Source organism: Oceanobacillus caeni (genome assembly GCF_042678465.1).
Taxonomy (GTDB): Bacteria; Bacillota; Bacilli; order Bacillales; family Amphibacillaceae; genus Oceanobacillus; species Oceanobacillus caeni.
On sequence record NZ_JBHTKV010000014.1, the window covers coordinates 21,274 to 40,221 of the forward strand.

The following is an 18,948-nucleotide window of genomic DNA, read 5'->3' on the forward strand; positions in this document are numbered from 1 at the left end:
GTAACCTACCTTCTAAACTGACATCATTACCTTTATTTTATACGAGTCCAATGTTTTTTGAAACTTTTCCAACCTAAAATCCTATTATTACCAGGATTGGGGAATCTAGTTAGGATTATACCTGTTAGCTAGTATAGACGAGTACGCTATCAACTTTTCAATATTTTTTTATCCAACCTAAACGTGCAGTAAGATTCCCACCTCAAGCTTACTGGGAAAAAGGAGGTAGGTGGGGGATGAAGGAACCCCCACTGATGGAAGCCTTCTTTATACTTTTTTTCTTGCCTTTCTATAAAGATAAACATATAAAACCATAGATAAAATGACAGAAAAAGCAGATGTTATATAGATCACTTCGTAACCAAATATTGCAATTACACCGAAAATAATAGCACCACAGCCAACCCCTAAATCAAAGAAGGAGAAAAATGTAGCGTTCGCCATCCCCCTCCTCCTCGCATTGGCCTTTTCAACCGCCCATGCTTGAAGGGCCGGTTGAACGCCACCAAACCCTAAGCCATATAGGGAAGCGGCAATTAAAAGTACCATGGTGTTTGGAAGCCATGCTAATAAAAGCATTGCTAAAAAAATAAGGAATGTTCCTGGTAGAAACACATAAAAATGACCTTTTTTGTCATAGAGTTTCCCAGCAAACGTCCGCGAGATCATTAGAAAAATAGCAAAGAAGAGAAAATAAAGTTCAATTCCCTTTACCCCATTTTCAAAGGAATGTAAAGGTAAAAATGTAGTAATACCACCGAATGAAAAGGTGATGAAAAACAGGAGAATAGAAGGTTGGATTGCTGTTTTCTCAAAAATATCAAATTTTATCGTAGTCGTTTTATGTTCGGATACTTCAACTTTTTTATAATGAATTTTAGATGCTAATAATAATGCAACCAACCCGAATGCTCCACATAATAAAAATAACTGTGTAAAGGATATTACTCCGACAAGGGTTAAGCCTAAGGATGGCCCAAAGGCTAAAGCAATATTTCCAGACAATCCAAAATAGCCTAGACCCTCCCCGCGCCGATTAGGAGGAATAAGGTCTGTCGCAACTGTACCACCTGCAGTTGTAGAAAACCCCCAACCAACACCTTGGATAATGCGAAGAATAATTAACACGAGCATGCTAAGAGCAAAAGCAAATCCGCCAACAGAGAAAACAAAGATAATTAACCCTAGTAAATATACAAAACCTCTACCTTTTGATTCCAGAATATGACCAGCATACGGACGGATTAATAAAGCAGAAAATGTGAAGATCCCAACAATTATTCCTACTAACTGGTCTCCCCCACCAAGTTCCTTCACAAATAACGGAATAGTGGGTAACGTCATTTGGAATCCTAAAAAAACAAAAAAATTGGCCATGCAGACTAATAAAAAGTCACGTGTCCAAATTTTACCCTCCTCTTTTAATTCCAATCCCTTCGATAAAGGTTCCATACATGCCACCCTCTCTAAAGACGGAAAGTTCATTTCTTCGGGAAACTCAAGCGGTCGCTATAAGGCCATTGTGAATACTTTAGCCACAATTATACAGATAGAAGATTTGATTGATTTGATTTTTTCTATCTGCCACTAAAGAAAATGAACTGTCTTTAAATATATTCTGTTTTTGTATATATTAGATACCCATCATCATTATACACAATTTTGTATTTACAATAAAGTCCAGGTATTCAGAATAATTTGTTATAAATTAAAATTGCACTGCTTGATAATTAACAGGTACCCTATTCGGGAGCAATACACCCTAAGATTTAAAACGGATATTTCAATTACTATTCCACATCTAAAGTGTCGGCGATTTTGTGGGTTAAAAAGTAAAAGATTCATGTCACGGACAAATTTCATTCTCTTTACGCCTCAAATGGCCGTGAGACTGACAAAATGCCCTTTCAACATCCCAATTTGTCGTTATTCATTATAAAGTATAAATAGCAGAGGCAAATTCTCTTACGAATTGCTCTGCTATTGAATGTTTCTGTGACTAACATTACTTTAGAAGTAGCGTTGTTTATTCAATTACTCCACACGCAATTCTATCTCCCGCATTTCCTGCTGGTTGGGAAACATAATCATCTGGATCCGAATGAATTACCAAAGATGTACCACCTTCTTTAAGTAAGGAGTTCTTCTTCCCTTTTTCCAAGGTGACCATATCTGCCAACGCTTCTATAGAAAGCTTACCATTTTCCCCTACATTAATATTCTTTAAATCACCTGCATGTGGACCTTCTGGGTTTTCAAATCCATGCTTTTTACCTGTTGGATTAAAGTGCGCTCCCGCAGATTCGAATGTCGGAGCAATACATGATCCATTTTCGTGAATATGAAAACCATGTCCACCAGGAGGTAAATTTTCCCCTTTAATTGAAATATTTACTCCACTGGATTCTGACTCCACAAGCGATGCGTTAGCAACCACTTCCCCATCACTATTTTTCAGGTCAACAAGGACATTTTTATTAACCGTTGAATTTACTTCTTGGTGTTCTGGCTCTTGTGAATTCCGATTTTCTTCCTTATCTTGTGTTGTCTGATTGCAAGCCATTAGTACGGTTGATGTAAGAAACATTAGTAAAATAAAACGCTTCATGGCAAAATCCTCCATCTATTTTTAATACCATTTTTGCCATGAAACATTTTTTTAAACAAAATGGGGGTAAATTCACTTTTCAATATATTCATCCCAAAAGAACTAGCCCCTTTTTACAGGGCTAGTTCTTATTATACAACTACAACTTCTTCTTTTTTGACTTTGTTTTTTCCAAATGGAGTGTGGTCTTTTATGAATGGAATAACCCATCTATCTAAACCGTAACGTCCTGCGTTGAATCCTGCTACGATTAAGAATACGGTGATTAATACCATTTGTGCATTTGTGCTTACTGTTCCACTGAATAAAAATGCGAAGTTCATCGTGATACCCATTAATGCTGCGAAGTTAGTGAAAATACCTAAGATGAGTGCTGTACCAACTAATACCTCGCCCCACATAACTAAGAAACTAAATAGTTCCGCATTTGGTAGTGCTACCGCTTCTAAGAATGTCGCCCACCAACCTTGGACTGCTGGATGCTCTCCACCCGCACTAGCTATCGCGCCTTGTAAAAAACCACTTGCATCAAATCCGCCACTTGTTAATTTACCAATTCCCGCCGTTATCCATGTATATCCAATATAAACTCTTAATACCGTTAAAATCGCTGCTACTATTTTATTATTGCGAATGAATTCCATAATCATGTTGATCCACTCCTTTATTTTATTGTTCAATGTTTCACAATATATTGTGTGTTTCTTATTACATTTTCATCATACAATCATTCATTACTTTTGGAAATGTGTTTGCTCACTATTTCACAATTAGGTCACAATGTTTTGAACAAAGTATGAACAATAATTTTGATACTTTTTGAAACCTATCCACTTTTCCTTTCGTACTACAAAGCATCAAGCCAAAAAGAAAGGATGAAATGACATGGAAGTTATGTTAACGGTTGAAGGCCTTGAGAAGTCATTTAAAGATAAAAAGGTTTTAAAAGGCATTTCATTCGAAGTACGGAAAGGGGAAATTATGGCAATCCTCGGTCCAAATGGTGCAGGCAAATCTACAACGATACGAAACATTATGGGAATTATGTATCCTGATAAGGGATCCGTTACATTTCATCAACATAACGGAAAAGGGATTCCAAGAGAAAAAATCGGATATTTACCAGAAGAACGCGGACTTTATAAAAATGTCAATGTCATGGATATTTTACTTTATTTAGCCGATCTAAAAGACTACCCACTACATAAAGCCAAAGAACGAGCACTCATGTATTTAAAAAAGTTTGATCTAGAAGGAAAGGAAAAGATATCTGTTGAGGAATTATCGAAAGGAATGGGTCAGAAAGTCCAATTCATTTCCTCCATTATCCATGAACCTGAGCTCCTCATATTGGATGAACCTTTCTCCGGACTGGATCCAGTTAGTCAAGAATTATTTAAAGAAGAGATTAGAAGTTTAGCAGATAATGGGACCGCTATCCTTTTATCCTCACATCAAATGAATTTAGTTGAAGAAATGTGTGACCGCCTCTTCATGATTCAGCGTGGTCAGAAAGTGATATACGGTACATTAAATGATGTAAAAACAGAGTATGCTAACTTCAAATGTACGATAAGGGGATTAAACAATCACCATGAATTAGAGAACATCCCGGAAGTAGTTAGAGTAGAAGATAAGGGAGAATCCTCCATTCTTTACCTTGAAAAAGATGTTGATCCTGGGAACTGGTTAAAACAACTCCCCGATAAAATAAATATTCATGAATTAAATATCAATCGGATTTCCCTTCACGAAATTTTTATTGATATTGCCACAGACAAAAACTTAATGAAGGAAGGAAGTGAAGTTCTTGCGTAATTCAATGAAAGTTGCTAAATGGGAAATCAAGCGAAATATGAAAAATAAAACCTTCCTTATTGGATTATTTCTCACCCCTATTCTCATTGTTGCCTTTATGTTTATTGGCAGTTTATTCAATGATGACTCAGAGGATTTAACTACTGAGCAAGTTACAGTATTAGTAAATGATCAACTAAATACGTTTGATAGCTTAGAAGAAACAATAAATCAAACAGCTTTAAATTTAGAATTAAAGAAAACTGATATTTCTGAAGGTGATGCCCAAGATGCTCTTATAGGCAGTGAAAATACAGCCTATATTTTTATAGATCAGCGTGCACTAGAACAAGGAATAGTACCCGTTTATACAAGTGAAGAAATAAATCCATATTTCATGGATCAAATCCAAGTTTTTGAAACTCCTTTAAAATCAATTCAATTAGAAAATTTGGGATTAACAGATGAACAGTTAGTCATGATTTCAAGCAATATTTCGTTTGAAAAGGTCGTATCAGGTGATAGGGATTCTGGTACAGAAAATAACTCGGAAGAAAGCTCTGGCCCTCCACTTGAGAAGATCATTCCAGGTATTTTTGCTGGATTTGTTATGCTATCTATTGTATTTACTGGAATGGCTATTTTCCAAAGCGCTTCACAGGAGAAAAAGGATAAAATTGCAGAAATTATCTTATCTTCATTAACTCCAGGAGAACTAATGAATGGGAAAATCATCGGTTACTTTGTTTTAGGTCTTATTCAAACGGTTGTATCGATTGCTATTTTACTTCCAGCAGCAATTTGGAAAATTGATTTCCCATTTATGGAGTACTTATTTGTACCTGAACTTGCTTTATACCTCTTTATTGCTATATTAGGATATCTACTCTTTGCTGCAATATTTGTTGGGGTTGGAGCAACAATGGCGGATATTTCAACTGCAGGGAACTTCCAAGGATTTGTCATGATGTTACCTTTTGCTACTTTTATATTTATAGGGCCTGTTCTAGGTGATCCTAGTGGTCTATGGGCACAAGTTGGTACCTATATTCCTTTTACATCGCCAGGAGTATTACTTTTAAGACTTGTATTACTTGATCATTGGCCTTGGCTAGAAATAATAATAGCTTTAGCGATTTTATTAGTAAGTATAGTCTTATTTATGAAGCTTGCAGGGAAAATCTTTAAAGTTGGTATTCTACTATATGGAAAAAATGCTTCCGTTAAAGAAATTTGGAAATGGATTCGAGCATAAGTGCCATAGGAATCTATTGCATCCCCTTTCTCCCTCCGATATAATTTAGAAATATTGATTACTATAAAGGAATCGGGAGGGAGTTTTTTTGGCTCAAGGCAAAAGTCCGAAATCGATTGGGTTGCCGTTAACCATTTCCATTATCGCTATTTCCTTTTCGGCGATCTTCGTAAAATGGTCTGAATCCCCCGCTACCATTTCAAGTATGTATCGGATGTGGATTGCTGCATTATTTTTATTACCAATCGTTTGGAAAAAGAGAAATGAATTTAAAAAAATAACAAAAAGGGACTGGAACCTTCTCCTTGTTTCCGGAGCTTTTTTAGGTCTCCACTTTGCCTTATGGTTTGGTTCGTTAAAATTAACCACAGTGGCAAGTTCTACGATTATTCTTGCACTACAACCAATTGTTGCTGTTATTGGTGGTTTTATTCTTTATAAAGAGAGAACAAATATTCAATCCTTATTAACGATGGGCATCGCAGTGATTGGTGTTGTTATGATTGGTTGGGGAGATTTTGCTTTAAGTACAGGAGCTATCATCGGGGATATTTTATCTTTCTTAAGTGTAATCGCTGTTGTCATTTATTTATTAATAGGTCAAAGCGTTGTCAAAAAGGTATCACACTGGATTTATAGTTTCTTAGTTTTTACCTTTGCTGGAATCTTCCTAACCTTATACAATATTGGAACGGGCGTAAATCTAGCAGGGTATGAATTTAAAGAATGGGGAATCTTTCTTCTTCTTGCAATTGTACCAACTATATCCCACGTCATCAATAACTGGCTGTTGAACTATGTCAATACAACTACGATATCTATGAGTATTTTAGGAGAACCAGTTGGAGCAAGTGCCTTAGCGTTCATCATATTAGGGGAACGCCTAACGGGCATGCAAATGATAGGCGGACTCATTGTTTTAGTCAGTGTCTTTTACTTTTTAACCCGTAAACATAACTTAGAATCTCAAAATCCAACCGCAGTGGATAGTTTGTAATTTATTATTTATGGTTTATGAGAGTACAATCAAAGAGTCAAGCTACCATGTTCTTTTTAGCAAGTAAAAAAGTATCAAAATCTTTTCTGTCCGGGGCTCCGATTACTCACCCTACCGTAAAGTTTGCATAAGTACAACTAAGGCATTCGCTAAAGCCTAGCGAATGCCTTAGTTTTCTAAATTCTTTACATGTTTTTCATTCCAAGTTCATATACTCTAATAACGTAATTATATATATTTGGGAATTGTTCTACAGAGAATATAAGAAACTTCGCCATTCTCTGTTACTTTTCAGGATCACAATCTACGCGGGGAGGATAATAAATGAAGGTAGTCACTATTCATGGATCAACGCGAGAGAATGGAAATACGGAATATTTGACATATAAAGCTGTTCCCAAGGATAAGGGGACTCATTTATATTTGCGAAATCATTTTATTCAACCAATAGTGGATGAACGTCATGCAAAAGATGGATTTAAACCTGTAAAGGATGAGCATAAAGATCTCATTCAAAAAATGTTAGAACATGATGTTATCGTCTTCTCAACCCCCATTTATTGGTATAGTATGTCGGGGCCAATGAAGATATTTATAGATCGTTGGTCACAAATTTTGCGTGATCCGGAATTCCCAAATTTTAGAGAGGAATTGAAGAATAAAAAAGTATACTTAATTGCTGTGGGTGGAGATAAACCTACTATAAAAGGACTTCCACTCATCGAGCAATTTAATTATATCTGTCAATTCTATGATATGTCATTTGAAGGCTACGTTATTGGAAGAGCGAGTAAGCCCGGACAGATTATTGAAGATGAAAGGGCTTTGAAGGCCGCTTCTTCTTTACTAGAACCATAAAGAAGACTTCAATAAGTGGGAGTTTTTCCTCATCCTCCCACTGATGGTTAGTCGCAATTATCGGACCTTTACGGGCGGTTAATCTCCCGCCCACCTTCTTTTCTTCCCAAAAGCTTTAGGTGGGATATAAACTTATATAAAACTAGGATGATTAAATTCATCCTTTTTTACTCTTGTCTAATCCTCCATTCCATAATATGATAGTAAATATTTCCAGTAATCATATAAAGGAGGTTATGATGAGAACTTTTCGACCAATCATCACAATCGGATTTATTTTATTAGTATTACTAATACCAATTTCAGGACATGCGGAGAGTGCAAAAACGTACGAAGTGAGTACTGGTGTACTTAACGTTAGAAGTGAACCTTCACTTAACGCGAATACTCTAGGTATACTTACAAAAGGAAATCAAGTGCAAGTATTCCAAGAACAATATGGGTGGGTTCAAACATATTATCAAGGAAAAGAAGCTTGGATTGCAAAACACCATCTTATTCCATTAGATGAAAGCCAAGTAAGTCAGGTAAAGCAAGCAACTGTTTTATCTATTGAAACGATTACTATTACGGCGGATGGAGTAAATATTCGCTCAGGTCCAGGTGAAGAATATCCCGTTATCGGTTCCGCTTCATCAGGTAAAACATATGAGCTTATACATACTGAAGGTAGTTGGCATAAGGTTTCCTTAAAAGGAGGCAAAACTGGTTGGGTTGCTTCCGAGTTAACGAATAAAAATGCAGTAAATAATAGTGGGAATAGTGAAAAACCCAAAGTGAACGCCAAAACACTATCCCCAACGAAACAAAGTGGCTCCTTATCTGACCGTCATATTGTACTTGATCCAGGGCATGGTGGTCGTGATCCTGGGGCAATTGGACTCGGTGGGATTTACGAAAAAAGCTTAACGCCGCCAATAGCAAATAGAGTTGCAGACAGGCTAAGAAATGCAGGTGCAAACGTAACGATTACTCGCGAAGGCGATTACTATGTATCTTTAGAGCAAAGAGCAGCGATTAGTAACTCGCATGATACGGATGCCTTTATAAGTTTACATTTTAATGCTTACCCAATTCTATCTGCACAAGGAATTAGTACGTTTTACTATTCCCGACCGGGACAACAATTGGCAAAAAGTGTACAAGCTTCCCTTTATTCTAATGTAACATTATATAACCGTGGTATTAAAAGAGAGGATTACCACGTATTGCGTAATACAGCAGCACCAGCCATCTTAATTGAACTTGGCTTTATAACTAATCCGCATGATTTGAATATTATTCAAACGGTAGATTATGAGCAACAAGTGGCTGAGGCGATAACGAGTGGACTTATTGATTATTTTAAATAGTGAACGATGAATGGCATGCGTAAAGACGTATGCCATTTTTATTTTACATTTCTTGTAAGGTTATACTTAGAAATCTTTTGTAAATAATAAAAGGAAGGAGGAGGACTTGTATGCAGCGAGATCAACAGGCTAATAAGAATTTGACTTCAAGTATGAAACCAGGATTTGCTGGAACCGACGCCAAAAAGGTAAAACAGGAAATTCAACAGGATATAAAAGAAGGACAAGGTGCAATGACTTCTAGAGAGGCTGGAGCAATGAGAGACTAAAAAAACAGTAAGAACAACGAACAACATAATGGTATGGATTAAACTTTTCCTAGTTCATTCTACCAAAAGAGGTGCTAATCGCTTATAAGCGATAGCACCTCTTTTGGTATTTACCTATATTACATTTTTTCTAATGAAACCACTTTTCTGGTTCCAGATCTATCGTTTTCTTATCGGATTTTTTTTCATTTAATTCCCTTACACCCTGTTGGAACTTTATGTATATATATAACTCACGCATAATTTCATCTAAAGAGGCATTCTCTGGTAAATCTTTAATAAGTTTTAGAACCTCTTCTTTCTCTGACATGTTAACCTCCCCCTTCTCTTATTTTCAGTATAGCATAGAAATTCTCTTACCTTACCATGCTATGATTTGAAAAAATAGATGATGCTAAGGGGGAGTTTGCTGCTTTACTTATAAGTCATCAAAACCGTTTAAATCGCTCGTCTTCGTATACTGTCTAGACTTTTGTTCAAAGAAATCTGTTTTAGTTCCGTCAATATTATCTGCATACGCGCGAATCCACTTCATCGGGTTCTCCGTGAATTCTGGATATATTTCACTTAACCCCATCATCCGAAGCATTTTATTGGCACGATATTTGATATATCCCTCCATCTCGGCTAAATCAAAGCCGTCGACATCCTTCAGAACATAATGGGACCACTCTGTTTCTAGTTCAACAGATTCTTTGAAATGATCATATACCCAAGTGATAAAGGTTTCGTTGTTATACTCTGGGTTTTCAGCTAATGTGGCACGGAATAATTCGGTTATGAATCGGCCATGCTCCAGTTCATCACGATTAATATAGCTAATCATCGTTGACGTACCTACCATCTTATTATCCCTTGCCAAATGATAAAAGAATGCGAAACCAGAATAGAAAAACATTCCTTCTAATAGGGTTGTATAAACTAAAGTTTTTAATATATTTTCAAGTGTTGGTTTCTCTACAAAATCATTATATTGATTCATGATCGTTTGATTCCGTTTAAGTAGTACTGGATCGTTTCTACCATGTTCAAAGGAACGCTTCTGTTCATCCAATGATACAACCGACGATAGGACATAGGAATAGCTTTCATTATGAACAGCCTCCTGTTGTGCAATGACCGCCATAATCGATTGAACAGAAGGATCTGTTGCATATAAACTTAGGAGTAAAGCTGTCCTTGTTTGAGGTCCATCCAACGTAGATAATAAACCAATAATTTTTAAGTATGCTTCTTGTTCAGCAGGTGTTAATCTCGGAAATTCCTTTACATCATTGGACATATTAATTTCATCCGCTTGCCAGTAATTCCCTACTAGACGTTTATACATTTTGTACCAATGGGGGTACGCAATATCATTCCAATTCAGAATTCCACTAGAAGTACCACCAAATATCCCGGTTGATTTATTTGGATGTATCGGCTCCAGTGTTTTAGCCTTGTTTAAGATTATATTTTGCACCATATAACACTCCTTCTACCCAATCGATCACCTTTTTCGCTTGGCTTCCTCTTGGTGACTGCTCAATTTTTAACTCCGGATAGGAACTATTGTAAAAGATAGCTAGTTTACTAGCTGCCAAACAAAATAAATCATCTCCACCAAACTGTGTATCTCCTGTACCAAAGACAAATATATTTGGCGGTTTATATCCTATTTCCAGGACAAAATCCTTAACTTCATCTGGTGTACTCCCTCTTTCCCATGTAAAAGTTCCAAGGAAAATATAATCATATTGCTCTGGGCTAATAGGCAAATCAATCCCTATCCGGTGCATCTCTACTTCAACATTTTCTTTTAGTAATGTTTCTTCAATTAATTCTGCTGTTTCCTTTGTATTACCGCTATAAGATAAATACGCGATTATTGCCTTCAACTTTGACACCATTCACATTCTTCTACGTCATTTGATGTAGATCTTACATAATATGTCGTTTTTAGTCCCTCACGCCATGCTTGTAGATGAAGGTCTAGTAACACAGATGCCCGTATTGTATTTGGTACATAAAAGTTAAAAGAAATACTTTGATCAATATGTTTCTGTCTCGCAGCATTTTGCTTAATGGACCAACGTTGATCCACGATGTAAGCAGAACGACGGTAAATATCATACGTACGATGGTCGATGTCTGGTGCAGTTACGGGAATTTTAAAATCCTTCTTTTCTTCGTAATAGAAAGGCTTGAAGATCGGATCAATACTTGCGGTGGACCCAGCGATCATAGCAGTCGTTGAATTCGGTGCTACAGCCATTAAATATGCATTACGCATTCCGTTTTCTTTTACCTCTTCCATGAGTTTTATCCAGGTATCATCTTTATATCCTTTTTCCTCAAAATAAGCTCCTGTACTCCATTTACTTCCATGGAATTCAGGATAATGTCCCTTTTCTTTACTTAGTTTCATACTGCTCTTAATGGTCAAATAGGCTATTTTTTCATAAAGGGTGTCCGCATATTGAACGGCTTCTTCCGTTTCCCACTTGATTCCCATTACTGCTAATAAATGATGCCAACCAAATGTCCCCAGCCCAATAGCGCGGTACTTTTTATTCGTTCGTTCAGCCTGTTTAATTGGTAATGTATTAATATCAATAACATTATCCAGCATCCGGACTTGAATAGGGATAAGACGTTCTAATACCCCTTCTGGAACAGCCTTACCTAGATTAATAGAACTTAAATTACAGACAACATAATCACCAGGTTTATATTTTTTAACGATGGTCTCCTCATTCTCCACATACTCCTCTAGAAACTCAGATGGAGATTGATTTTGCGTAATTTCTGTACATAAATTGGAACAATAAATAATCCCTGTATGTGCATTACTGTTCTTTCGATTCACTTCATCCCGATAAAACATAAATGGGGTTCCGGATTCAAGTTGCGATCTCATAATCCGTTTCATGATATCGATTGCCGGCACTTTTCTTTTGGATTGAAGTGGTGCTTCGATACACTGTTCGTATTTTTCTCGAAAACTCCCACTTCCCTTTTGCTCATCAAAATAGTCTTCTAATGAAAAGCCCATAACCTGACGAATTTCATGCGGATCAAATAAATACCATTCCCCTCTCTTATCTACTTGTTCCATAAAGTAATCAGGTAGACAAACTCCGGTAAAAATATCATGAGCACGCATTCGATCGTCGCCATTATTTAACTTAAGATCTAAAAATGCCTCAATATCTCGATGCCATACATCTAAATATACTGCGATTGCGCCTTTCCTCGTTCCTAACTGATCAACACTTACAGCTGTATTATTTAACTGTTTAATCCATGGAATTACTCCACTGGACATCCCCTTAAAACCTTTTATATCACTACCTCTGGAACGAATTTTACCCATGTAAACCCCGATTCCACCGCCATTTTTAGATAACCTAGCAATGTCTGTATTACTATCATAAATGGACTGAAGGCTGTCATCGACTGTATCAATGAAACAACTAGATAGCTGACCATGGGTTTTGCCGGCATTTGCTAGCGTTGGGGTTGCTACTGTCATATACAAATTACTTAGTGCCCAGTATGCCTCTTCTACTAGTTGCGTCCGTCTTGATTTATCTTCATTTTGCATTAAATGCATCGCAATAATCATCCAGCGTTCTTGTGGTAGCTCATGTGTATTCTTCTCAAAATCTGTAGCCAAATATCTAGTAGCTAAAGTATAAATCCCTAAGTATGTAAAATTCATATCCTTATCTGGGTCTATTAAATCCCCAAAATAATTAATTTCATCTTCCGTATACTTTCCCAGGAAATGACTGGAATATATACCTTTATCCGTTAAACTCTTTATTAATTTAAGAAATGATCCGTAGTTTTTATTTTTATCATCGTAATTTCGGTTTATTGCTGCCTGTTTATATAATCTTTGTAAATAAAGTCTTGCGGCAAAGAAGGACCAATCTGGGTTTGCCTCATCTATTTCTTCTAGCGCCTTTTTTATTAGAAAATCTAATCCTTTTTCATATTCTTGATAATGGTTAAGACTTGTCTCTACTTTTTCTATGAATAAGCCTATGTCTAAAGATAGGCCTTTTGCCGCCTTTTCTATCACCCTATTTAATTTTTCATTTTCTTTAACCATTTCTACAATCATCATAGCCCTCCTCTTGTAATTAAACACCAAAAAACCGTTCACCAGAGCATGAACGGTTATAAACGACAGAAAGTATGTACCAATCTATCATTTCACCATCCCTCACCCCGGGGATTTGAAACTAAAGAAAAATGGCAGGTATCCTGACTTGTGTATCAAACCTACTAGAGCCCTTCCCATATCACAGTCTTTAAAGCCTGTTAATACAGTGGGTTTCTCTTTCGTAACACTTACAGTTGCGGGGGCAGTTCTAGATTTACACTAGATTCCCTATTAAGACTACAGTCACCATTCGTCTATTCACTATATATAGTATTTGCTTTTGCTGTTATGTACAATATATTGATGAATCAAACATATCATAGAGTTTAATAGAAAGCAATACAAAAAATACATAAAGAAGACTTCCATCAGTGGGGGCTTTTTCCTTCATCCCCCACTGATGGTTAGCCACACTTATCGGACCTTTACGGCAGTTAATCTCCCATAGAGGCTTGAAGTGGAATAAAAAGGCACAAAAGCATTTCAAAATGCCCTTGTACCTTTAATTTTAATAGATTTGATACTAGTTTAACACCGCACGGTCACTGCCAAATTGTTCGCCACGAATGCGTTGGAATTCGTGCAGAAGGTTTTCGATAGTAAGATTTTGCTTTTCTTTCCCACGAACATCGAAAATAATTTGCCCTTTATCCATCATAATTAATCGATTTCCTAAATCCAATGCTTGTTGCATATTATGGGTAATCATTAATGTTGTTAATCCGGATTCTTTGACAACCTTTTCTGTCAAATTCGTAATTAATTCTGCACGTGACGGGTCTAGAGCAGCTGTATGCTCATCTAAAAGAAGAATATCTGGTTGTGTAAAAGTAGACATTAATAAGGATAATGCCTGCCTCTCCCCACCTGAAAGTAAGCCAACCTTCGCAGTTAATCGATCTTCTAGACCTAAGTTAAGAGTCTTCAAATAATCTCTAAACATCTCTTTTCGCTGTTTTGTAACACCTAATTTAAGTATTCTCTTTCTTATACGAGAATACGCCATCGCCAAATTCTCTTCTATCGTCATAGATGGTGCTGTTCCGGCCATAGGATCCTGAAAGACACGACCAATATATTTAGAACGCTTATATTCCGGCAAATCTACAACCTGTTTCCCATTAATAAACACATCCCCGACATCAGGTATTAGCACTCCAGAAACGATATTCATAAGTGTTGATTTACCAGCTCCATTACTACCAATTACTGTGACAAAGTCCCCTTTTTCAAGTTCTAGATTGATGTTTTGTAAAGCTTTCTTTTCATCCGGAGTGCCTTCATTAAATGTAATAGAAATATCTTGTAGTTTAAGCATGGCTATCTCCCCCTGCCTTAAGTTGCTGACGTTTCATGATACGTCGTCTTTTTTCTTTTCTAGATTGAATGATTCTGGGAGCAACGAGGGCAACAACAACTATTATTGCAGTAATCAACTTCATGTCCCCAGTTTCAAGGAAGTCAAAACGTAAAGCTAGTGTGACGATAATTCGATAAATGACTGCTCCAAGAATGACCGCTAAAGTAGCTCGAACAATCGTCTTTGTACCAAATAATGCCTCACCTATAATGATAGAAGCTAAACCGATAACAATAAGTCCTAGCCCCATATTAACATCTGAGAATCCACCTAATTGAGCTATTAATCCGCCACTAAGGGCAACAAGCGCATTCGAGATACCGACGCCAACGATAATAAGTGAATCCGTGTTTGCGGAAAGACTACGGATCATTTTCTTGTTATCACCAATTGCTCGTAATGCAAGACCGACTTCTGTCTTTAAAAAGTAGTCCGTTAAAAGTTTAATAGCGAGGGTGACGAATATCATAACGATAACGATGGACCAAGTCTTAGGGAATCTTTCCATTCCTATCGCAGAAAGGAGGCCATTAAATACGGAGTCAAGTCCAATAGCATCCCAAATAGATGTTAATTGTTGAAATAACGTAGTCTCATTTAATAAAGATAAAGTTGGCTGATCCATAATCCGTAGATTAATAGAATAAAGTGCCGTCATCATTAAAATACCGGCCAATAATGAATTAATTTTTCCTTTCGTATGCAAGACACCTGTTACACAACCTGCTAAAAATCCAGCAACTGCTGCAAGTAAAGTAGCGATAATTGGAGGAACCCCATTGATAATAGAAAAGGCAGCAACCGATGCGCCAGTTACAAAACTTCCTTCTACAGTTAAATCTGGAAAGTCTAAGACACGAAAGGTTAAATAAACACCTAAGGCCATGATGGCATAGATGACTCCTGATTCTACAGCTCCAAATAATGATATAAACATAATTTCCATTCCTTTCGTGCAATTAACATGTTGTATGATTCTTCAGGGGGTAAAAAGCACTATAGAGCCAGTTCCTGTACTGGCTCTAACGTACTAATATGTCGGTAATTACTTTTCTGCTTCAACTACAGATTCATCCCAATCGGAATTCCATTCAATTCCTTGTTCTTCAGCCGCATCTTTATTGATGAATAATTTAATTTCTGGCGGAAATTCTGGAGGAATTTCGCTTACCTTTTTCTCTCCACTTAAGATATCAGCGGCCATCTCGCCAGTTCGATATCCTAATGTATAATAATCAATTCCAAATGTTGCAAAGCCACCTTTTGCTAATGAATCCGGCTCACCAACAATTAATGGAATGTCTTGATCATTTGCCACACCAACAACACTATCAAGAGCAGATACAACCGTGTTATCCGTAATAATATAAATAACATCTGCTTCTCCGACTAAAGTAGTTACAGATTGTTGTACTTCAGCAGTATTCGCTACTGTACGCTCAACGATTTCAAGGCTTGTATCTTCAGCAGCCTTCTTGACTTCATCTACCTGCGTTACAGAGTTTTGTTCACCTGCATTATAAACCATTCCTACTTTTGAATCCGGGAAATATTGATCTATAAATTTAACTGTTTCACTGATTGCATCTGGATGTAAATCTACATTACCTGTAATATTCTCTCCCGCCTGATCCATAGATGGCACTAATTTAGCTTCTACTGCATCCGATACAGATGTAAAAACAATGGGAATATCACTTGTTGCTTGTAACGCCCCTAATGCACTTGGAGTAGAATTGGCAAAAATTAAATCCACTCCGTCTGCTACAAATGAATCAGAAATGGTTTTAACGTTATTTTGATCATTTTGTGCACTCTTAAAGTCATATTCAACGTTTAAACCAGCGTCTTTTATTGCTGCTTGGAATCCTTCATAAGCTTTGTCTAATGATGGATGCTCCAAGATTTGCGTTGCACCAACAGTAAACGTTTCTCCACCATCAGAACTAGTTTCTCCTTCTGTTTTACTAGAATTAGTTGCATCTTCATTTGATTCCGCTACAGTATTATCAGAATCAGAGCCGCATGCCGTAAGTATTGCGATAAAAGTAATGATAGCAAGTAATTGCAAGAACTTTTTCATCTTTCTTCCCCCATCTTATACGATAAAATTTTCTAAATATTTAATCGTGATTATACCATACTATTTTCCCAACTGCGATAGTTTTTGAAATATTTTTTCATTTTATTATAACTACTAAAATAACCACCATTAATCTATCGACTTGAGGTTTCACTTTTTATACAATTCCCTTTGCAAAAATAGCACCACTTCATTTACACAAATTTTCCAAAGATTATATAGCTATTTAATTAGCTATCACTTATAATCTTATTGTTATAAATAAAAAGATTAATCGTTACAAGGAGGGAGTAAAATGCTTGATGAAAGTGATTTGAAGAATAGATTAGTTCATCGTAAAGAAAACGTTTATTTTATTATCACTTTATTGTTTAGTATTTTAGTTTATGTTGTTCTAGTTTTTTCGATTATTGGAATTGCAATTATTTTAGGATTTATGCTTATTTCTTACTTTTTTCACGCATTATCGATGGCATCCATTCGCCGAAATGGGGTTCAACTGAGTGAACAGCAATTTCCAGATATTTACCAAAAGGCGGTAAACCTCGCCAAAGATATGGAATTAGAGAAAGTACCTGCTATTTATATAATGGAATCTATGGGGGTACTAAATGCATTTGCGAGTCGTTTCTTTGGTAAGAACATGGTTGTTGTATATTCGGAAATATTCGACCTCGTTGAAGATAATCGTGAAAAAGAATTGATGTTTGTATTAGCTCATGAGTTTGCTCATCTAAAGCGACGTCATGTGTTGGTTCATTTACTGCTTCTTCCGTCCATGTTCATTCCCTTTCTCGGTAATTCCTATTTACGAGCTTGTGAATACACCTGTGATCGTTATGCTACTTACTATGTAGGTAATATGGACGCGGCTAAAGAAGCACTATCCATGCTAGCGATAGGCAAAAGGCTTTCGGCAAAGGTGAATGAAGAAGCTTATGTAGAACAATTAAGTGAGGAATCTGGCTTTTTTGCTTGGCTAAGTGAAAAGCTTTCCACTCATCCTGACTTACCGAAACGAATGAATGCATTAGATCATTGGGCCAATCCGGAACAATATCCACTTCACCGTGAAAAGAAAACAGGAATCATCTTAGGGATCATTGTTTCCATCGTATTAGTTGTTTTCTTTACAGGAGCAGCCACACTACTCTTGGAAAATTCAACCGCCTTACCAACTCTTTCTGATTCTTACCTTTTAGAGGATGATGAGTATATGTATGAAGAAGAACCGTTTGACTATCCACCTATTATTGAAGCGTTCACCGATGGGGACATGGGACTTCTTCAACAGCTTGTTGATGAAGGGGAAGATATTAACGAAAAAGATAGTGAAGGTTTCACTGCACTTCAATATGCAGTAATTTGGGGGGATACAGAGGCTACTCAGTGGCTCATCGAAAATGGTGCCGATGTTAATACAATGGACAGCTGGGGCTCAACTCCTTTAATGAATGCCGTTTACAGTGACGTAGGTGTTGACATAACCGAACTATTAATAGAAAACGGTGCGGATAAAACATTAACAGACTCCGATGGCAAAACTGCCTATGACTATGCTGTCGAAAACAGAGATACCCAGCTTAGAGACCTGTTAAAATAAAATAATAGCCAAATAAGGCATCTAACCCTTATTTGGCTATTTATTCATACTAGAAAAGAAGTCCCCTAATGGATCAAATTCTTCCTCTTCGACTTCTTGTTCTTCTTCGTTATGAATTTCTAACATATCTATCTTAACATCATCTATCTTATTACTTTCTTCATCGATAGTTGGCAATTCATAGACCGATTCTAGTTCTTGTTCTTGCTCCTGATCTAGTCCAGATTCCACTTTCTCTTCTTCAAAAGCAAATATTTCATCCACGTTCATCGTATTACTATTTAAAGAAGACAAAAGAGAAGTAGCACGCATGGGATCACTTAATAAATGATATAGAATACTCCCTATCATTGCTTCTGAATGTTCATGCTTAAGCCAACTTCTTTGCTCTTTCGTAAGTTTTTTAGGCAAAGGAACGGAAATAACTTCCCGTTCCTTTGAGAATGATTCATTGACACCTTTTAAAACAAAACTAGCAATGGTGCTGGAAAAATTTCTCCGTTCTTTTTCTTTTAAATCCGATAACTTTTTAAGTAGATAATCAGGCGTATCTGACGGGACACGAAATGTAATAGATTGTCCGCGTTCTATACCTTTCTTCACCATTTAATCA

At 36.6% G+C, this 18,948-nt stretch carries 18 protein-coding genes and 1 riboswitch; of the genes, 7 read left to right on the plus strand and 11 right to left on the minus strand.

Going from position 1 to position 18,948, the window contains the following annotated elements:
- Nucleotides 1-267: 267 nt before the first annotated feature.
- The 3 genes from ACFQ18_RS11110 to ACFQ18_RS11120 form a co-directional block, all read right to left on the minus strand.
- Complete coding sequence (locus ACFQ18_RS11110) at nucleotides 268-1,452, minus strand: MFS transporter (protein ID WP_083452567.1); 1,185 nt, start codon at nucleotides 1,450-1,452, stop codon at nucleotides 268-270.
- Between the two features lie 574 nt (nucleotides 1,453-2,026).
- Complete coding sequence (locus ACFQ18_RS11115; protein ID WP_060668115.1) at nucleotides 2,027-2,608, minus strand: superoxide dismutase family protein; 582 nt, start codon at nucleotides 2,606-2,608, stop codon at nucleotides 2,027-2,029.
- Nucleotides 2,609-2,739: 131 nt separating this feature from the next.
- Entirely contained in the window at nucleotides 2,740-3,258 is a 519-nt protein-coding gene (locus ACFQ18_RS11120) for a DoxX family protein (protein WP_047185150.1), read from the minus strand.
- 235 nt (nucleotides 3,259-3,493) lie between these two features.
- Between ACFQ18_RS11120 and ACFQ18_RS11125 the strand changes: the two genes are divergently transcribed.
- From ACFQ18_RS11125 to ACFQ18_RS11150, 6 genes are all read left to right on the plus strand, one after another.
- Nucleotides 3,494-4,426: an ABC transporter ATP-binding protein gene (locus tag ACFQ18_RS11125; RefSeq protein WP_204798375.1), complete on the plus strand. Its 933-nt coding sequence runs from the start codon at nucleotides 3,494-3,496 to the stop codon at nucleotides 4,424-4,426.
- Nucleotides 4,410-5,660 (plus strand): ABC transporter permease, encoded by a 1,251-nt coding sequence (locus ACFQ18_RS11130; RefSeq protein WP_341165548.1) that lies wholly within the window; start codon nucleotides 4,410-4,412, stop codon nucleotides 5,658-5,660. The genes ACFQ18_RS11125 and ACFQ18_RS11130 overlap by 17 nt, the downstream gene beginning before the upstream one ends.
- An 88-nt stretch (nucleotides 5,661-5,748) precedes the next feature.
- The gene (locus ACFQ18_RS11135; RefSeq protein ID WP_047185153.1) at nucleotides 5,749-6,657 is read left to right on the plus strand and encodes a DMT family transporter; all 909 of its coding nucleotides are present in this window, start codon (nucleotides 5,749-5,751) and stop codon (nucleotides 6,655-6,657) included.
- A 324-nt stretch (nucleotides 6,658-6,981) separates the two neighbouring features.
- A complete protein-coding gene (locus tag ACFQ18_RS11140; RefSeq protein WP_204798377.1) occupies nucleotides 6,982-7,515 on the plus strand; it encodes a flavodoxin family protein in 534 nt (177 codons plus the stop codon).
- A gap of 239 nt (nucleotides 7,516-7,754) precedes the next feature.
- The gene (locus tag ACFQ18_RS11145) at nucleotides 7,755-8,867 is read left to right on the plus strand and encodes an N-acetylmuramoyl-L-alanine amidase (protein WP_379566361.1); all 1,113 of its coding nucleotides are present in this window, start codon (nucleotides 7,755-7,757) and stop codon (nucleotides 8,865-8,867) included.
- Nucleotides 8,868-8,977: 110 nt separating this feature from the next.
- Nucleotides 8,978-9,136, plus strand: coding sequence for a hypothetical protein (locus ACFQ18_RS11150; RefSeq protein ID WP_165589182.1), 159 nt, complete (start codon nucleotides 8,978-8,980; stop codon nucleotides 9,134-9,136).
- A gap of 130 nt (nucleotides 9,137-9,266) precedes the next feature.
- On the opposite strand, the gene ACFQ18_RS11155 is transcribed toward ACFQ18_RS11150, so the two are convergent.
- The 7 genes from ACFQ18_RS11155 to ACFQ18_RS11185 all read right to left on the minus strand — a co-directional run bounded on the left by ACFQ18_RS11155 (nucleotide 9,267) and on the right by ACFQ18_RS11185 (nucleotide 16,732).
- Nucleotides 9,267-9,446, minus strand: a complete 180-nt coding sequence (locus ACFQ18_RS11155; protein ID WP_047185156.1) for a hypothetical protein — start codon at nucleotides 9,444-9,446, stop codon at nucleotides 9,267-9,269.
- A 108-nt stretch (nucleotides 9,447-9,554) separates the two neighbouring features.
- On the minus strand, nucleotides 9,555-10,598 hold the full coding sequence (locus ACFQ18_RS11160; RefSeq protein WP_047185205.1) for a ribonucleotide-diphosphate reductase subunit beta: 1,044 nt from the start codon (nucleotides 10,596-10,598) through the stop codon (nucleotides 9,555-9,557).
- Nucleotides 10,570-11,025 (minus strand): flavodoxin, encoded by a 456-nt coding sequence (locus tag ACFQ18_RS11165; protein ID WP_047185157.1) that lies wholly within the window; start codon nucleotides 11,023-11,025, stop codon nucleotides 10,570-10,572. The genes ACFQ18_RS11160 and ACFQ18_RS11165 overlap by 29 nt, the downstream gene beginning before the upstream one ends.
- Nucleotides 11,010-13,331 (minus strand): ribonucleoside-diphosphate reductase subunit alpha, encoded by a 2,322-nt coding sequence (locus ACFQ18_RS11170; protein ID WP_379566380.1) that lies wholly within the window; start codon nucleotides 13,329-13,331, stop codon nucleotides 11,010-11,012. Before ACFQ18_RS11170 ends, ACFQ18_RS11165 begins: the two co-directional genes overlap by 16 nt.
- A 32-nt stretch (nucleotides 13,332-13,363) precedes the next feature.
- A riboswitch (cobalamin riboswitch) is annotated at nucleotides 13,364-13,555 on the minus strand.
- Nucleotides 13,556-13,812: 257 nt separating this feature from the next.
- Nucleotides 13,813-14,607: an ABC transporter ATP-binding protein gene (locus ACFQ18_RS11175; RefSeq protein ID WP_204798380.1), complete on the minus strand. Its 795-nt coding sequence runs from the start codon at nucleotides 14,605-14,607 to the stop codon at nucleotides 13,813-13,815.
- Nucleotides 14,600-15,586: an ABC transporter permease gene (locus ACFQ18_RS11180; protein WP_204798381.1), complete on the minus strand. Its 987-nt coding sequence runs from the start codon at nucleotides 15,584-15,586 to the stop codon at nucleotides 14,600-14,602. The genes ACFQ18_RS11175 and ACFQ18_RS11180 overlap by 8 nt, the downstream gene beginning before the upstream one ends.
- 108 nt (nucleotides 15,587-15,694) lie before the next feature.
- Nucleotides 15,695-16,732 carry an ABC transporter substrate-binding protein gene (locus ACFQ18_RS11185; RefSeq protein WP_047185161.1) on the minus strand — a complete coding sequence of 346 codons (1,038 nt, stop codon included), beginning with the start codon at nucleotides 16,730-16,732 and terminating at the stop codon, nucleotides 15,695-15,697.
- Nucleotides 16,733-17,027: 295 nt separating this feature from the next.
- Here ACFQ18_RS11185 and ACFQ18_RS11190 point away from each other — a divergent pair, with 295 nt between their 5' ends.
- Nucleotides 17,028-18,335, plus strand: a complete 1,308-nt coding sequence (locus tag ACFQ18_RS11190) for a M48 family metallopeptidase (RefSeq protein WP_379566365.1) — start codon at nucleotides 17,028-17,030, stop codon at nucleotides 18,333-18,335.
- Between the two features lie 36 nt (nucleotides 18,336-18,371).
- Here the strand turns inward: ACFQ18_RS11190 and ACFQ18_RS11195 are convergent, their stop codons facing one another.
- Nucleotides 18,372-18,941 (minus strand): hypothetical protein, encoded by a 570-nt coding sequence (locus ACFQ18_RS11195; RefSeq protein WP_204798382.1) that lies wholly within the window; start codon nucleotides 18,939-18,941, stop codon nucleotides 18,372-18,374.
- Nucleotides 18,942-18,948: the final 7 nt, after the last annotated feature.

Bases quoted from the DNA above. Each gene is read 5' to 3' on its own strand.
- ACFQ18_RS11190 (WP_379566365.1), top strand. From the start codon at position 17,028: ATGCTTGATGAAAGTGATTTGAAGAATAGATTAGTTCATCGTAAAGAA.
- ACFQ18_RS11145 (WP_379566361.1), top strand. From the start codon at position 7,755: ATGAGAACTTTTCGACCAATCATCACAATCGGATTTATTTTATTAGTA.
- ACFQ18_RS11195 (WP_204798382.1), bottom strand. From the start codon at position 18,941: ATGGTGAAGAAAGGTATAGAACGCGGACAATCTATTACATTTCGTGTC.
- ACFQ18_RS11115 (WP_060668115.1), bottom strand. From the start codon at position 2,608: ATGAAGCGTTTTATTTTACTAATGTTTCTTACATCAACCGTACTAATG.
- ACFQ18_RS11120 (WP_047185150.1), bottom strand. From the start codon at position 3,258: ATGATTATGGAATTCATTCGCAATAATAAAATAGTAGCAGCGATTTTA.
- ACFQ18_RS11150 (WP_165589182.1), top strand. From the start codon at position 8,978: ATGCAGCGAGATCAACAGGCTAATAAGAATTTGACTTCAAGTATGAAA.
- ACFQ18_RS11185 (WP_047185161.1), bottom strand. From the start codon at position 16,732: ATGAAAAAGTTCTTGCAATTACTTGCTATCATTACTTTTATCGCAATA.
- ACFQ18_RS11155 (WP_047185156.1), bottom strand. From the start codon at position 9,446: ATGTCAGAGAAAGAAGAGGTTCTAAAACTTATTAAAGATTTACCAGAG.
- ACFQ18_RS11165 (WP_047185157.1), bottom strand. From the start codon at position 11,025: ATGGTGTCAAAGTTGAAGGCAATAATCGCGTATTTATCTTATAGCGGT.
- ACFQ18_RS11175 (WP_204798380.1), bottom strand. From the start codon at position 14,607: ATGCTTAAACTACAAGATATTTCTATTACATTTAATGAAGGCACTCCG.
- ACFQ18_RS11180 (WP_204798381.1), bottom strand. From the start codon at position 15,586: ATGTTTATATCATTATTTGGAGCTGTAGAATCAGGAGTCATCTATGCC.
- ACFQ18_RS11140 (WP_204798377.1), top strand. From the start codon at position 6,982: ATGAAGGTAGTCACTATTCATGGATCAACGCGAGAGAATGGAAATACG.
- ACFQ18_RS11125 (WP_204798375.1), top strand. From the start codon at position 3,494: ATGGAAGTTATGTTAACGGTTGAAGGCCTTGAGAAGTCATTTAAAGAT.
- ACFQ18_RS11110 (WP_083452567.1), bottom strand. From the start codon at position 1,452: ATGGAACCTTTATCGAAGGGATTGGAATTAAAAGAGGAGGGTAAAATT.